The organism is Acrocarpospora pleiomorpha (assembly GCF_009687885.1).
In the GTDB taxonomy this organism is placed as follows: Bacteria; Actinomycetota; Actinomycetes; order Streptosporangiales; family Streptosporangiaceae; genus Acrocarpospora; species Acrocarpospora pleiomorpha.
In genome coordinates this window covers 25,622-39,322 of the sequence record NZ_BLAF01000066.1, presented here as the reverse complement: position 1 = coordinate 39,322, position 13,701 = coordinate 25,622, and the positions used below count along the sequence as shown (strand labels likewise).

At 70.2% G+C, this 13,701-nt stretch carries 13 protein-coding genes; 1 reads left to right on the top strand and 12 read right to left on the bottom strand.

Annotated elements, in window-relative coordinates; genetic code table 11:
* Nucleotides 1–7: 7 nt before the first annotated feature.
* From Aple_RS40845 to Aple_RS40805, 10 genes are all read right to left on the bottom strand, one after another.
* Complete coding sequence (locus Aple_RS40845; RefSeq protein ID WP_155350140.1) at nucleotides 8–1,582, bottom strand: ABC transporter substrate-binding protein; 1,575 nt, start codon at nucleotides 1,580–1,582, stop codon at nucleotides 8–10.
* A 3-nt stretch (nucleotides 1,583–1,585) separates the two neighbouring features.
* Nucleotides 1,586–3,313: a hydantoinase B/oxoprolinase family protein gene (locus Aple_RS40840; RefSeq protein ID WP_155350139.1), complete on the bottom strand. Its 1,728-nt coding sequence runs from the start codon at nucleotides 3,311–3,313 to the stop codon at nucleotides 1,586–1,588.
* Nucleotides 3,310–5,337, bottom strand: a complete 2,028-nt coding sequence (locus Aple_RS40835) for a hydantoinase/oxoprolinase family protein (RefSeq protein ID WP_218038751.1) — start codon at nucleotides 5,335–5,337, stop codon at nucleotides 3,310–3,312. The genes Aple_RS40840 and Aple_RS40835 overlap by 4 nt, the downstream gene beginning before the upstream one ends.
* Nucleotides 5,337–5,948: an RraA family protein gene (locus tag Aple_RS40830; RefSeq protein ID WP_155350137.1), complete on the bottom strand. Its 612-nt coding sequence runs from the start codon at nucleotides 5,946–5,948 to the stop codon at nucleotides 5,337–5,339. Before Aple_RS40830 ends, Aple_RS40835 begins: the two co-directional genes overlap by 1 nt.
* Nucleotides 5,945–6,667 (bottom strand): PIG-L deacetylase family protein, encoded by a 723-nt coding sequence (locus Aple_RS40825; RefSeq protein ID WP_155350136.1) that lies wholly within the window; start codon nucleotides 6,665–6,667, stop codon nucleotides 5,945–5,947. Before Aple_RS40825 ends, Aple_RS40830 begins: the two co-directional genes overlap by 4 nt.
* The gene (locus Aple_RS40820) at nucleotides 6,667–7,653 is read right to left on the bottom strand and encodes a DODA-type extradiol aromatic ring-opening family dioxygenase (RefSeq protein ID WP_155350135.1); all 987 of its coding nucleotides are present in this window, start codon (nucleotides 7,651–7,653) and stop codon (nucleotides 6,667–6,669) included. The genes Aple_RS40825 and Aple_RS40820 overlap by 1 nt, the downstream gene beginning before the upstream one ends.
* Before the next feature lie 38 nt (nucleotides 7,654–7,691).
* Nucleotides 7,692–8,234, bottom strand: a complete 543-nt coding sequence (locus tag Aple_RS40815) for a flavin reductase family protein (protein WP_155350134.1) — start codon at nucleotides 8,232–8,234, stop codon at nucleotides 7,692–7,694.
* 12 nt (nucleotides 8,235–8,246) lie between these two features.
* The gene (locus Aple_RS40810; protein WP_170321919.1) at nucleotides 8,247–9,734 is read right to left on the bottom strand and encodes a 4-hydroxyphenylacetate 3-hydroxylase family protein; all 1,488 of its coding nucleotides are present in this window, start codon (nucleotides 9,732–9,734) and stop codon (nucleotides 8,247–8,249) included.
* Between the two features lie 220 nt (nucleotides 9,735–9,954).
* The gene (locus tag Aple_RS55120; protein ID WP_246265100.1) at nucleotides 9,955–10,287 is read right to left on the bottom strand and encodes an aldehyde dehydrogenase family protein; all 333 of its coding nucleotides are present in this window, start codon (nucleotides 10,285–10,287) and stop codon (nucleotides 9,955–9,957) included.
* Entirely contained in the window at nucleotides 10,284–11,120 is an 837-nt protein-coding gene (locus tag Aple_RS40805) for an aldehyde dehydrogenase family protein (protein WP_246265099.1), read from the bottom strand. Before Aple_RS40805 ends, Aple_RS55120 begins: the two co-directional genes overlap by 4 nt.
* A gap of 280 nt (nucleotides 11,121–11,400) precedes the next feature.
* Here Aple_RS40805 and Aple_RS40800 point away from each other — a divergent pair, with 280 nt between their 5' ends.
* A complete protein-coding gene (locus Aple_RS40800; RefSeq protein ID WP_155350132.1) occupies nucleotides 11,401–11,580 on the top strand; it encodes a hypothetical protein in 180 nt (59 codons plus the stop codon).
* Nucleotides 11,581–11,597: 17 nt separating this feature from the next.
* Here the strand turns inward: Aple_RS40800 and Aple_RS40795 are convergent, their stop codons facing one another.
* Together Aple_RS40795 and Aple_RS40790 are read right to left on the bottom strand one after the other, a co-directional pair.
* Nucleotides 11,598–12,314, bottom strand: a complete 717-nt coding sequence (locus Aple_RS40795; protein WP_155350131.1) for a cellulose-binding domain-containing protein — start codon at nucleotides 12,312–12,314, stop codon at nucleotides 11,598–11,600.
* A gap of 142 nt (nucleotides 12,315–12,456) precedes the next feature.
* The gene (locus Aple_RS40790; RefSeq protein WP_155350130.1) at nucleotides 12,457–13,689 is read right to left on the bottom strand and encodes a hypothetical protein; all 1,233 of its coding nucleotides are present in this window, start codon (nucleotides 13,687–13,689) and stop codon (nucleotides 12,457–12,459) included.
* Between the last annotated feature and the right edge of the window lie 12 nt (nucleotides 13,690–13,701).

The following is a 13,701-nucleotide window of genomic DNA, read 5'->3' as shown; positions in this document are numbered from 1 at the left end:
CCTCCGATCAGCTTTCCCTGGCGTAGAAGAAGCGCACCATCACCACGAAGTCGATCGGCTCGTAGCTGACCTCCCACTTCTTGGCGACGGGCTGGTAGATGTTGGACGAGGGCAGCCAGATCGCCACCTGGTCATCGATGATCGACTGCTGCGCCTCGCGGAGCACGTTCAGCCGCTGGGTCTCGTCCAGGATGCCGCTGATCTGTCCCAGCTGTTCGTCCAAGCCGGTGTTGGAGTAGTAGGCCCAGTTCATGCCGCCCTTGTCGGCGCGCGCCGCGGTGGTGTAGTTGCGCAGAATCGAGGTCGGGTCGGGCGTGACCATGTTCAGCACCAGGAAGGACAGGTCGTGCGCCGTCTCCGGGTTGCCCTGCAGGGAGACCATCTGGGGCCAGGCCACCAGGGTTTGCTTCACCTTGATCCCGAGCGGCTTGAGGTTCTGCTCCAGAAGGGTGCCGAAGAACTCCTCCCAGGCCAGGCCCTTGAGCCCGAGGTAGCTGAGCGTGAACCCGCCATCGGGGTAGCCCGCGTCGGCGAGCAGCCGCTTGGCCTCGTCGAGGTTCTGGGCGAAGGCGGGGAACGGCGGCTCGAACTCCACCGCGCCGGGCGGCAGCGGGCCACGCGCCTCCTGCGCGCGCCCCTTGAAGTACTCCAGGTACGCCTTGTAGTCCACCGCCAGCGCGATGGCCTTGCGCACGCGCACGTCGCTGACCGGGCCCTTGGCCTTCAGGTTGAAGAAGACCGTGTTCACGCCGAGCTTGGGCTGCTCGACCGCCTTGACGTCGGCGCAGGCCGCCGCCTGGTCGGTCTGGTCGGTGCCGATGCCGCCGATCATGTCCACCTGGCCCTGGCACATGAGCTGCACGGCGGTGGTGACGTCCGGGTCGGTGCGCAGCGTGACCTTCGTGGGCGTGCCGTCCTCGAACTTCTGCCAGTAGCCCTCGAACGCGTTGAGGGTGATGGCCTTGCCGCGCTCCCAGGTCCCCAGCGTGTACGGCCCGCTGCCCGCCTCGTTGCCGGTGAACCACTCCTTGGCCCACGGGTCGTCGGCGGTCTTGTGCTCGTCGATCGCCTTCTTGGAGACGATCGGCAGCTTGGGCAGCATGCCGGGGAAGAACGCGTCCGCGTTCTTCAGCCGGAAGACCACGGTGTCGGCCGTGGGCGTCTCCACGGTGTCGACGTTGCCGAACAGGGTGGCCGGTCCCTGGTTGATCTCGAGCAGCCGGTCCACGCTGGTCTTGACGACGGCGGAGTCCAGGGTGGAGCCGTCGTGGAACCGCACGCCGGAGCGGAGGGTGACGGTGTGGGTCTTGGCGTCCGCCGACGACTCCCACTTGGTGGCCAGCGCGGGGCGTGTCTCTGTCCCGCCGGGCTTGTACTCGAGCAGGCTGTCGTAGGCCTGCCGGACGAACAGGACCGACTCGGAGGCGAAGGCCAGGTGGGGATCCAGGGACTTGGTCTCGGCGATGTTGGAGAAGACCGCGGACACGGTGCGGCTTTCCCGGACGGTGGGGGGCGTGACCTGGGTGCATCCCACCGAGGTGAGAACGGCGGCCACTGCGGTGATCAAAGATCGACTCCGCATACATTAACTCCTGTACGGGTCCGGGGCGGCGGCGAATCGTACCATGCCCCTTATATCTGGCATTTCGTAGGAATTGTGGACATATCCATCAGCGTGGTCGGCATCAAGCCTCGCCGGGTCACGCTCAGAAGACGGTCCGTAACCGCCTCCCCCGCCAGTCATCACCCTGATCCGCGTGCCCTTGCGCAGCCGCCGCGCGCCGACCTTGAGCACGGTCTCGGTCACGCCGTCCGACTCGATCTCGCCGTGGGTGGGCGCCCCGTCGCCCCCACCGTGCAGCCCCCATCCGGGCAGGGTCGACCGCTCCAGCCACAGAGACAGGTAGGTCTCCTCGGCCAGGGTCTCGTACTCCCGGACGATGCCCAGACCACCGCGGAACCTGCCCGGGCCTCCAGAGCCCTCGCGCAGCCCGTAGCGGTTGACGCGGATCGGATACCGCGTCTCCAGCACCTCGACCGGGTAGTTCTTCAGGTCCCCCGCACCATAGTTGATCATTCCGTTGGCGCCGTCGGCGGCCGACGAGGCACCCCAGCCCACCGCGGTCGCCTCCCCGGTGACGTAACGGCTGCCGTCGGCGCGGACGCCCACGAACGTCACGTTCATCGGATCGGCCGGCTGACCGGCCACCACGTCGTCGGGCAGGGCGTCGGCCAGCGCCCGGATCACCAGGTCGATCATCAGCCCGAGCGGCGGGTAGTAGTAGATCGTGGCGTGCGGCTCGGCGACGTTGAAGACCGTGTCCGCGGGCGCCACGATCGTCAGGTTCCTGAACGTGCCATCGGTGACCGGGACATCCGGGTTGATCAGGCACTTGTACGCCAGGCGGGCGCCGGCCACCGTGCCGGGCAGCGGGGAGTTGACCGAACCCGCGGTGGGACCGCCGGAGCCGCTCAGGTCGATGGTCATACGATCGCCGGACACGGTCACCGCCACCTTCACCGGCACCGGAGGCAGCCCGGGGCCGCCGGAGTCCATCGCGCCCTCCGCTCGGTACACGCCGTCCGGTATGCGCGAGACGGTCTCCCGGTCCAGCCGCTCGCACTGGGCGAAGATCTCCTCCGCCGCCGCCTCGACCACGTCCCCGCCGAACCGCTCGTAGAGCGCGACCAACCGCCGCTCCCCGGTACGGCAGGCCGAGATCTGCGCGTGCAGGTCGCCCCAGACCGAGCGGGGCAACCGGCTGTTGCGGGTGATGTAGTCCAGCACCTGCGTCTCCGGCTCACCCGCCCGGTAGACGTAGGTCGGGCCGAACCGGTAGCCCTCCTGGTAGATCTCGGTCGTGTCGACCGGCCGACCGGCCTCCTTCGCTCCGATGTCGAGCCAGTGCGCCTTGGTCGCGCCGAACCCGATCAGCCGCTCGCCGTGGAAGATCGGCGAGAAGATCGTCACGTCGTACGTGTGGCTGCCGACCAGATAAGGATCGTTGACCATGAACACGTCGCCCGGCCGGTAGCGCTCCGGCCCGCCGAGCTTCTCGGTGGTGACCTTGATGCCCATCTCGAGGTTGCCGAGGAACATCGGCAGCCCCGGCGACTGGCCGAGCAGCCGGCCGTGCCGGTCGAAGACGCCGACCGAACAGTCCTTCATCTCGTAGATGATCGGCGTGTAGGCCGAACGGGCCAGGTTGTTGTTCATCTGGCGGGCGATCGACGACAGCGCGTTGCGGATGACCTCCACGGTGACCGGATCGACCAGCGAGGGCAGGTTCGCGGATGGCGAGATCGTGGTCATGTCAGCCTCTCCAGGATCAAGTGGCCATGCTCGGTCAGGGTGGCCTGCCAGCCCGGCGGGACCAGGGTGGTGCACCCGGTTTCGAGGACGATGCAGGGACCGATCGCCCGGCTGCCCGCGCCCAGATCCGTGCGGTCGTGCACGGCGGTGTCGTGCGCCTCGCCGCTGAACACCGTCCTGGCCCACCGGGTGGGCGCGGGTCGCGGCCGGGCTTCGACCGGCGGTGCGGCGGGCCGCGGCCGGACTCCGATCGCGGCCACCCGCAGATTGACGATCTCCACGTCCTCCGCCGGGTTGCTGTGCCCGTAGCGCTCCTGATACGCGGCGTGGAAGGCCTCGGTTACCTCCCCGAGCGCGGCGCCGTTGACGCGCTCGGGGAGGGGCACGGTCAGCGTGTACTCCTGGCCCGCATAGCGCAGGTCCCCCGAACTCTGGAGCACCATCTGGGCGGGGGACACGTTCTCGGCCGCCAGCAACCCCCGCGCCTCGGCCCGCAGGGCGCGCAGTTCCTCGGCCACACGGCCCGCGGGCACGCGTCCCGCGACAGCGAAGAAGGCCCGCACCAGATCGTGCCGGACGTCGGCCTGGAGCATGCCCCAGGCGGACAGCGTGCCCGGAGCCGCCGGCACGATCACCCGCGGGATGGCAAGTTCCTCGGCGAGCGCCACGGCGTGCAGCGGCCCGGCCCCGCCGAAGGCGAGCAGGTCGAACCCGCGCGGATCGATGCCGCGGGCCACGGTCAGCTCCCGGATCGCGTCCGCCATGGCCGCGTCGGCAACGGCCACCGCCCCGGCCGCCAGCCGGGTGACGGCCAGGCCGAGCTCGGCGGCGACCCGCGCCATGGCCCGCTCGGCGGCGGCGCGGTCCAGCGCGACCGTGCCCGCCATCCGGGTGTCCTCCGGGATCCGGCCGAGCAGGAGGTTCGCGTCGGTGATGGTGGGCCGCTCGCCGCCCCGCGCGTAGCAGGCGGGGCCGGGGCTGGCTCCGGCCGACTCCGGGCCCACCCGCAGGCCGCCAGACTCCACGTGGATGATCGACCCCCCGCCGGCGCCCAGCGAATGCATGATCACCGATGGGGTGAGCACGGGATGGCCCTCGATCTCCAGCTCCGCGTCGATGTCGGCGGCGCCGTTCACGACCAGGGAGACGTCGAACGACGTGCCGCCCATGTCAACGCAGATCAGCCGGTCCACGCCGAGCTGGGCGCCGATGGCCACACCGGCTACGGTGCCGCCCACCGGGCCGGAGAACAGCGTCTGCACGGCCCGGCGCACGCCCATCTGCGCGGTCATCACCCCGCCGTTGGACTGCATGACGTGCAGGGGCACGGGCAGCCCGTCCTCGGCCAGCCGGGTCTCCAGCCGACTGAGGTAGTCACCGATCTTCGGGGTGACGTACGCGGAGACCAGGGTGGTGGAGAAACGCTCGTACTCCCGCCACTGCGGGGCCACCTCGTGGGAGGCGACCACCGCCAGCCCCGGCGCCGCCGCGCTGATGAGCTCCTTGGCACGCCGCTCGTGCTCCATGAACCGGTGGGCGTGCAGGAAGCACACCGCGACCGCCTCGTAGTCCGCCGCCAGCCGCGCGGCCAGCGCGGTCACCTCGGCCTCGTCCAGCGGGAGCGCCACCTCACCGTCGGCCCCCACCCGCTCGGCCACCTCGAACACGTCGCGGCGGCGCAGCAGCATCGGGGGCCGGTGGTAGTGGATGTTGTACATCTCCGGGCGGCTGGCGCGGCCGATCTCGTAGACGTCCCTGAAGCCGCGGGTGACCACCATGGCCAGGCGGGCGCCGGAACGCTCCAGCAACGCGTTGAGCGCGGTGGTCGTCCCGTGGATGAAATCACCGACCTCGGCGAGGCCGACACCGATGCGCTCGACCGCCTCCAGCACGCTGGAATCCTGCCTGCCGGGGATCGACAGCGCCTTGGCGAGCCGTACCGTTCCCTCGGGGCTCAGGCAGACCGCGTCGGTGAAGGTCCCGCCGATGTCCACGGCCACCCGGTAGCTCTGTGTCTGTGTCATCACGCCGTTCCGATCCTGGTTCTCAAGTCGAGGAGGTCGAGTGTCGCCTCGCCCGCGGCCAACCGGGGCAGCAGTTCCCGCTCCACCGACGCCCGTTGCCTGGAGGTGGCCAGCGTCGCCCGCGCGTCGGCCGCGGGCACCACCACGGCGCCGTCGCCGTCGAGCACCACCGTGTCGCCCGGCGCGATCACGATGCCGCCGAACTCGACCGGCACATCGAGCTCTCCGGCGAGCTCCTTGCCCGCGCCGCGCGGACAGACCCAGCGCGCCCACACCGGCAGGCCCACCTCGGCCAGCTCGTCGACGTCGCGCACGGCCGCGTCGAGCAGCAGCGCGGCCGCCCCGCGCGCCTTGGCCTGCACGGCGAGCAGCTCCCCGACCAGAGTCACGGGGGCGGGCCGCGGCATCACCGCCACCAGCACCTCCCCGGGCTCGATGCGATCGAGCACCTGGTGGATGCCCAGGTTGTCGTCCTGACCGCAGCGCACTGTACGGGCCGGACCGGCGGCCCGGCTGCCCGGCACCACCCGGATCAGCGCCCCGTCCACCAGACCGGCCCGGCCGGACGCCTCGTACACGGTGGACACGCCCAGCTGGGCGAACCCGTTCACAGCCGGTCCCGCAGTTCGGGGGTCATCCGCTGGAACGCCTCCACATAGCGCACCTCGGCGCCGGCGCCGAGATAGCGGGACTGGTAGGCGCGCTGCTCGGCGCGCTGGCGGTAGTGGCCGGCCAGGTACGCCTGCGAGGCCATCGCCCCCATCGCCGCCAGCTTGCGGTCGAACACCGCCGTGACATCCAGGTAGGTGTCGGGGGCGAATCCGCACTGGTCGGGCTGATGCGGTTCGAAGGCGAACATGCTCGGCGGCGGGATCGTCGGGAACGCGGCCGGGACCCCGCCCGCGCCCATGGCCAGCAGCCTGGCCTTGACCGCCGCGGCCGAGGCGACCGGATGGTCGGGATTGAACGGGTCGGCCGGAGCGTGTATGAGCAGCACGTCCGGGCGGGTCCGCAGGTAGGCCTCGACCAGCCGCCGCATGGCCTCCGCCGGCACCTCCAGCGGGTAGTCGCCCAGATCCAGCGGGACGTAGTCCGCGCCCACCTCGGCCGCGGCCTTCTGCCCCTCGGCGTGCCTGCGCGTCTTCACCGCCTCCACCGTCTGGCCGGGCTCCCGCCACAGGTCGCCGGACTCGCCCCGCTCTCCGTAGGAGAGACAGACCACCGTCGCGGTGCCGCCCGCGGCGGTGTGCAGGGCGATGGCGCCGGCCGCCCGCCAGACGAAGTCCGCGGCGTGCGCGCTGACCACCAGCATCGATTGCCTGGGCGCCATCACGACCACCGCACCATGGCCATTCCGCAGCCGGTGCCCGCCTCGGTGCGGTAGGCCGGGATGTAGTCCACGATCTCCATGTCCAGCCCCGCGCAGGCGCCGCCGACGGCCAGCCAGCCCATGGACTCGCTGGTGCCGGAGACGAAGTCCTCGCCGGAGAACCCGGCGATCGCCTCCTCGTCGCGGTCCTTCATCGCGTTCAGCACCGCGCGGTCGAGCTCCTCGTCCACCACGAAGTGGCTCAGCCCGCCGGAGGCGATCACCGCCACCCGCAGCTCCTCCGGGTAGGCCTCGATCGCCGCGGCCAGGCCCTTGCCCAGCTCCCAGCAGCGTGCCGGGGCCGGCCGGTTCGGCTCGAAGTAGGTGTTGAGCAGCACCGGCACCATCGGCAGCGGTTCGGCCTCCCGGTCCATGAGCCGGTTGCGGACCAGCACCACCGTGTGCCCGATGGACTGGCCCTCCGGTTGCGCGCGCACCTGCGCCACGTCGAAACCGGAACCGTTGAGGCCGCGGATCAGGTGCTCGCCGAGCGGGGCGTGGCAGGGGTAGGTCTCGGGCTGCTCGCCGTACAGCGCCCAGGCCGCTGTCGCCACCTCGGGAAACCAGAACTTCTCCGGCGGGATCGCCCGCACGGTTTCGCCCCAGTAGACGGCGAACGTGGGCATGCTGTCCTCGGCGAAGATCTCGTGGTGGTCGTCGCCGACGATCACCACGACGTCGGGCGCGGCTTCGGCGAGGCTGGCGGCCAGCGAGTCCACCGCGGTCTGGGCTCGCGCGTGCAGGGCCGAGAAGGTCTCCTCGTTGATCCGCTCGGCGATGCCGTCCCCGGCCCTGGTCGCGACGAGGTCCTCGTAGGCCCACTTCTTGCGGCGGTAGATGAGGTTGGGGTTCTTCCGGTCATGCCTGGCGTATGAGGCCCACAGGTCGCTGGGCATGCTCATCTGGGGGGTGTGCGAGACCCCGAGCCCGAGAACTAACTGTGCCATGAATGTGCCTTTCTTCCTCCGCCATGCGGACGGGCTGCTCAGCCCCCGTGCAGGGCGTACAGGGCTTCGGTCGGGTCGACGCGGGCGATGCAGACGCGGCAGCTGGTGGAGCAGAACCGGCCGGCGTAGAAGATCAGCGGCGCGGTCGCTTCAGGCGTGCGCCACAGCGCGGTGACACGTCCGACATAGAGCGTGTGGTCCCCCTCCTCGTGTACGGAGGCGACCTCGCAGGACAGGTGGGCCAGTGTCGCCGGCAGAACGGGGTCGCCGGTGGGGCCGGCCGTAGTCGGCGCCGCGCCGAAGAGTTCGGCCTCCCTCGCCATCGGCCGGGCGAACCGCCGCGCCACCTCCGCCTGCCCCTCGGCCAGGATGTTCACCGTGAAGTGGCCGGCCCGCTGAACCATCTCGTTGGTGTGGGACCGGTTGTCCACCGCGACCGCGAGCAACCGCGGCCGCAGGGACACCGACATCACGGCACTGGCCGTCATACCGTGCCGGACGCCCTGGTGCCCGACGGTGATGACGGTCACTCCGGTGGCGAACAGGCCCATGGTGGCGCGGAAGGCGCGATCGGGGGACATCGCGGGGCTCCGCTAGCTGCCGGGCCGGGACTCCAGGGCCGCGTCACGCAGCGCCCGGCCTTCGGCGAGGATGTTCTCCAGCAGTTCCCGGCCGAGCCCCATGTCGGCCGAGCGGGCGAAGAACGAGGCGACGAACATCGGCTCGCCGATGTAGAAGCGCTCGTAGTGCGAGAGCCGCTGGCCGATCGAGTCCCCGGCCAGATCCCAGGCCAGCTTGGCGATCTGCACCCGGTCCACGCCCGGCATATCGTCGGCGCCGGCGAAGTAGGTGTTGGCCAGGTCGGCGACCTCGCCGGTGAACTCGCCCAGCGTGGGCGTGAGCATGAGCCCGGCGGCGCCGGTCCGCTTGATCACGTCCAGCATGGTCGTGTAGAAGTCCGGGAAGAGCAGGCCGGAGGCGCTGAGCGCGTCCCCGTTGACCCAGTACGTGCCGGTTTCGCTGACCCTCGGCTCTTCCTCGCACCGGAACAGCAGAGCTTCCTGGGCTTTGTACAGCGCGGCCAGCCGGCCGAGGAGTTCCCCGACGTTGGGGAACACGTCGGTCTTCACCGAATTGCACAGTTTCATCGCGGTGGCCACCGTCAGCGCCGCGCGGACCGTGGCCCGGTGGACGGACAGGTGGCCGGAGAACGCCGCCACGCCGGTCATGAAGCGCATGTTGTTGGCCGCGGTGAGGCTGTTGTAGAAGAACACCCGATCCCACGGAACCAGCACGTCGTCGAAGACGATCAGCGCGTCCATCTCCTCGAACCGGGAGCTGAGCGGGTGGTCGTACACGTTGCGGCTCTCGGGGACCAGCGGCTCACGGCAGATGATCTTCACGCCGGGGGTGGTGGTCGGAACCGCGAAACACAGGGCGTACGCGTCGTCGCCCGGCCCGAACTGCCGGCCGTTGGGGAACACCAGGATCTCGTCGGTCACCGGCGCGGCGGTGGCCAGCTGCTTGGCGCCCCTAATGATCAGGCCCTCCGGGGTCTCCTCCTTGACCCGCAGGTGGATGTACGGATTCGCCTGCTGGTGGGAGGGCTTGGATCGGTCTGACTGCGGGTTGCCGAGCGCGTGGGTGAGGAAGAGATCGTTGTCCCGGACGTAGCGGACGTAGTCGGCGACCTTCTGGGCGCCGCCCTCGCCCCACTGCTCGAACCAGTCCGTGCTCTCCCACATCCCGGCGATCAACGCCGCCATGAACTCCGGGCCTCGGCCCAGGCATCCGTAGGACGCCCGCGCGTACGTGTGGTACGCCCTGCCCTTCGCCTTCAGCTCCTCCTTGCTCTTCGGGACGAGGTAGCTGATGTCGTAGCGTTCCCCGCCCGGCTCCTCCGTGTAGGTGAGAATGTCCTGGTACTGGCTGTCGTGCTTCATGTCGTACAGCCGGGCGTAGCTCTGGATCGGCTCGTGGAACGCCGGATATGTCGTCACGTCCACGACTCGCTCGCCGCCGACGTACACCTCGCGCGGCGCCCGTAGTCCCTCGATGTACTGCTTCCCAGTGCGGATCACGACGTGTAGACCTCCGTGAGACTGCCCGGCCCAGCCGGCTTGTTGTCTCGACGGTAGGAACTGGCAATTCCGCAGTCCAACGCGCATTTCCGATGTGATCCATCGGTCTGGCCGATATGGAAATACAAGAATGCGCTCAGCGCCATCCTCGATGACATAATCACGCCATTTGTCACATTCAAGAAATCAGGCCGAAAAAATCACAGCCTGTGGCGCGCGCTCAGTAGGCGAGCACGACCGCTTTGGCCTCGGTGTAGAAGGCGCGGCCGTGCTCGGCGCCCTCCCTGCCGACACCGGAGCGCCGGTATCCGCCGAAAGGCGCCCGCCAGTCGCGCACCCCGAACGTGTTGACCCACACGATCCCCGCGCGCAGCCGGTCGGCCACCCCGTGCGCCCGCCCTCGATCACGGGTGAAGCACGACGCGGACAGCCCGAACTCGGTGTCGTTGGCGAGTGCCACCACCTCGTCGTCGGTGTCGAAAGGCGTCACCACCACGACCGGGCCGAAGATCTCCTCCCGGCAGGCCCGCGCGCCCGGCACGAGCCCGGTCACCACGGTGGGGCGGACCAGCCAGCCGCCGGCGTGCCGAGATCGGCGTCGGAGAAGATGATGTTCGGCCCTTTGCCGCCGCATTCGAGGAGCACCGGCACCAGGTTGCGCGCGGCGAGCATGCCGATGGCCGCGCCGACCGCGGTCGATCCGGTGAACGTCAGGCGGTCGATTCCCGGCGACGACGCGAGCGCCTCACCGGCCGCGCCGGGGCCGAAACCGTGCACCACGTTGACGACGCCGGGCGGAATGCCCGCCTCCAGGGCGAGCCGGGCGAGCAGGGTCGCGGAGGCCGGGCTCTGCTCGGCCGGTTTGAGCACGACCGTGTTTCCCCAGGCGAGCGCCGGGCCGAGTTTCGAGATCGCCATCAGGACGGGGAGGTTCCAGGGGGTGATCGCGGCGACCACTCCGGCGGCCTCGTACTGGCTGAAGATGTGGTGGCGGCCGTTGCCGGGGAACGCCGGCGCGGTCGCCAGCCGGGCGTGCTCGGCGTGCTCACGCAGATGGCTCGCATTACCCGCGACGTCCACGCCGGATCCGTCCCCGTACGGCTTGCCCATGTCGAGCGTGTCCATCCGGGACAGTTCCGGCGCGTCGCGCTCCAGCAGGTCGGCGAACGCGTGCAGGAGGGTCACCCGCTCGGCGACCGGCATGCGTCCCCAGGGTCCCTCGTCGAATGCGCGGCGGGCCGCGTCGATCGCGGCCCGCACTTCCCGCTCGCCGCCGAGCGCCACTTCCGTCCATGGTTCACGGGTGTACGGGTTGGTGCTCGTGAAGGTGGCCCCGGTCGCGGAGTCCACGAGCCTGCCGTCGATGACATGCCGGATCCGCTCCACGCCTGCCTCCTTCACCGGGCCTGGTATGCGGGCAAGCCCACGCGCTCACGGTAGGCAGGCGGCCGGTCGGCGTCCAAGTCCTGGCACCGATGGCGGCCATCGGGCTCACCGATAGCTCCACGTGCCGCCAAACACTGGACAAGTTGTATAGCCGATACGCGAACTCGCCCCTACTCAATTGACATATTGATCAGCCAATCATTTGGCAGGTTGCGCGCCCAATCCTCGATGCAGTGACATACCGGGAAGTTCACCCACCCCAATCCCCTGGAGGGCCACCGTGCGCATCGAGCAGACCATGACCCGTCAGGAGCTCCTGGCCGAACTCGGCTTCGAGGAGCTGAATCAACTGGTCGGGCTGGTTTCCTTCAACCTCTCCACCGACCCCTTCCCCGTGACCGGACGGGACGCGGTCGAATGGGTTGGCCCTGGGGGGACCCCAGGGCCAACGTTCGCGTGATCAGCTGGATCCCGCGTTCAGGAGCAGAGCACTCCGTTGACCCTGAACTGGGCGGGCACCGGGTTGGCGTCGGTGTGCGAGCCGTTGGTGCCGATCTGGACGTTGCCGCCCGGGGGGATGACCGCGTTCCACGGGAGGTTCCTGGCGGTCACGCCGGCGCCGGTCTGGGTCCAGGTGGCGTTGTACGGGTTGGTGATGTGCTGGCCCGGGTGGGGGAAGGTGAAGGCGAGGGTCCAGGAGTTGATGGCGATCGATCCGGTGTTGAAGATCTTGATCTGGGTGTGGAAGCCGGTGCTGTTGTAGGTGTTCGTCACGTACTCCACCCGGCATGACGGGGGCACGGGGAGGCCCTGCCGGGCGATCACCGAGACCGGGTCGGACACGACGCTCAGGTTTCCGGCCGCGTCCTTGGCCTGCACCCGGTAGACGTACGTCTGGCCGGTGACCAGGCCGGATTCGGCGAACAGCGGCAGCTGGGTCGCGGGCGCCGTGCCCACCTTGACGAAGCCGGCCGGCATCTGCCGGAAGACGTCGTAGCCGGTGACGCCGACGTCGTCGGTGGACGGCGTCCAGCAGAAGGCCGTACCCGGGTAGTCGGCGAGGCAGTTGTCGCGCAGCCCGACCGGTTTCGACGGCGGCGAGGTGTCCACCGACGCCGCGGCGGCGGCGGAGCCGAACGCGAACACGAGGGCGGCCAGGGCGGCCCCGGCACCCGCCCGAAGGACGTTTCGCATGATGTCCTCTCTGATCGGGAACGGCCTGTTCCCATCTGCCGGGATCGTCCGGTCCAGCCCGCTGGCCGTCAAAATCCCCGGCGGGAGAACGGCGATTCGCTCAGCTCAGGACGGCGAAGCGCTGAACATTTCACCAGCGAGGTCACCGGCTGGTCATAGCCTGGATCATGGCGTTGGCGACCTCGCGGCCGGTGACCGAGCCGTGGCTCTTGATAAAAGCGTCGGACTGGAGGTTGTAGACCTTTCCCGGGCGGAAGGCGTACGTCGCGTCGGCGTCGAGGAGGGTGTCCGGGGGCGCGGCCACCTGCGGGGTGCGCAGGGCGCCGTTGCGGCCGAGGCCGCCGTAGGCGTCGTCCGGGCCGCCGACCGCCGAGGCGTTCTGCCGGGCCAGGCGGGAGATGATCGCGTACGCGATGCCGACGGCCAGGTCGTTGGCCGTGTGGGTGATCAGCATGGGCCCGGTCAGGCGGCCGGGAGACAGGACACCCTGGAAGAAGCCGTCCTTGTCGCCGTCGTAGTCGGTGGACAGCGCGTAATGGCTGAAAGCGCCCTGCAGCAAGGAGACGGAGTGCAGCGGCGCGTGCCGTCGCGCCGCCGCCGTCACCAGGCGGGCGCCGAAGGAATGCCCGGCCAGATGCCGCCGCACGTTGGGCGCCACGGTCGCCAGGTCGTTCAGCAGCCGGGCCACCCCCGTCGACCCCACCGTCCCCGCGCGCTCCTTCATCGTGAAGTACGTCGCCGTGTTGAGCAGCAGCCGCCCGGCCCGGAAGACGTCGCTGAACGACGCGAGCCCGCCACCGAGCGAGCCCGCCCCGCCCGGCGCCTCCGGCAGCAGCACGAGCGGCAGCGGTTCACCGGCCAGCGAGAACGCCGTCCCGGCGTCGCCCTCCGTGAGCAGCGAGGGCGGCGGCTCCTCGTCGCCCGGCGCCACGGCGGGCATCGAGCCGCGCAGCAGGCCGAGGAAGCGGGCCTGCGCGGCGGCGGAGTCCAGGTCGCCGACGAGCGCGTCCAGGGCCGCCGCCAGTTCCGGGTCGGCGACCGTCTCCTGGATCTCCTGCCTGAGCTGGGCCGCGCCGTCGTCCACCCCGAGGCCGCCGCCCGCCAGCTGCCCCGTCTCGGCCCACCGGATCGAGGGCCAGAGCACGCCGATCACGGCGAGGTTCATCCCGCCGGGGCGGCGCACGCTGTCCAGGCTGGCGGCCAGGTCCTGGTACAGCGCCTCGGCCGCCGCCATGTCGTTGTTCCAGCCGTGTGACAGCACCAGGATGTCGGTCACGCCGGGCGTCCGGACCAGGTCCAGCGCCCGCTGCCGTTCGGCCGGGTCGTGCGGCTCGCCAGTGGAGCGGAACTGCACCTTCGCGTACGGGAATCGCACCGGAGTCTCCCT

Coding starts and splice junctions, on each gene's coding strand:
- Aple_RS40835 (WP_218038751.1), bottom strand. CDS start 5,337: ATGACACAGACACAGAGCTACCGGGTGGCCGTGGACATCGGCGGGACC.
- Aple_RS40845 (WP_155350140.1), bottom strand. CDS start 1,582: ATGCGGAGTCGATCTTTGATCACCGCAGTGGCCGCCGTTCTCACCTCG.
- Aple_RS40815 (WP_155350134.1), bottom strand. CDS start 8,234: ATGTCCCCCGATCGCGCCTTCCGCGCCACCATGGGCCTGTTCGCCACC.
- Aple_RS40840 (WP_155350139.1), bottom strand. CDS start 3,313: ATGACCACGATCTCGCCATCCGCGAACCTGCCCTCGCTGGTCGATCCG.
- Aple_RS40795 (WP_155350131.1), bottom strand. CDS start 12,314: ATGCGAAACGTCCTTCGGGCGGGTGCCGGGGCCGCCCTGGCCGCCCTC.
- Aple_RS40825 (WP_155350136.1), bottom strand. CDS start 6,667: ATGGCGCCCAGGCAATCGATGCTGGTGGTCAGCGCGCACGCCGCGGAC.
- Aple_RS40820 (WP_155350135.1), bottom strand. CDS start 7,653: ATGGCACAGTTAGTTCTCGGGCTCGGGGTCTCGCACACCCCCCAGATG.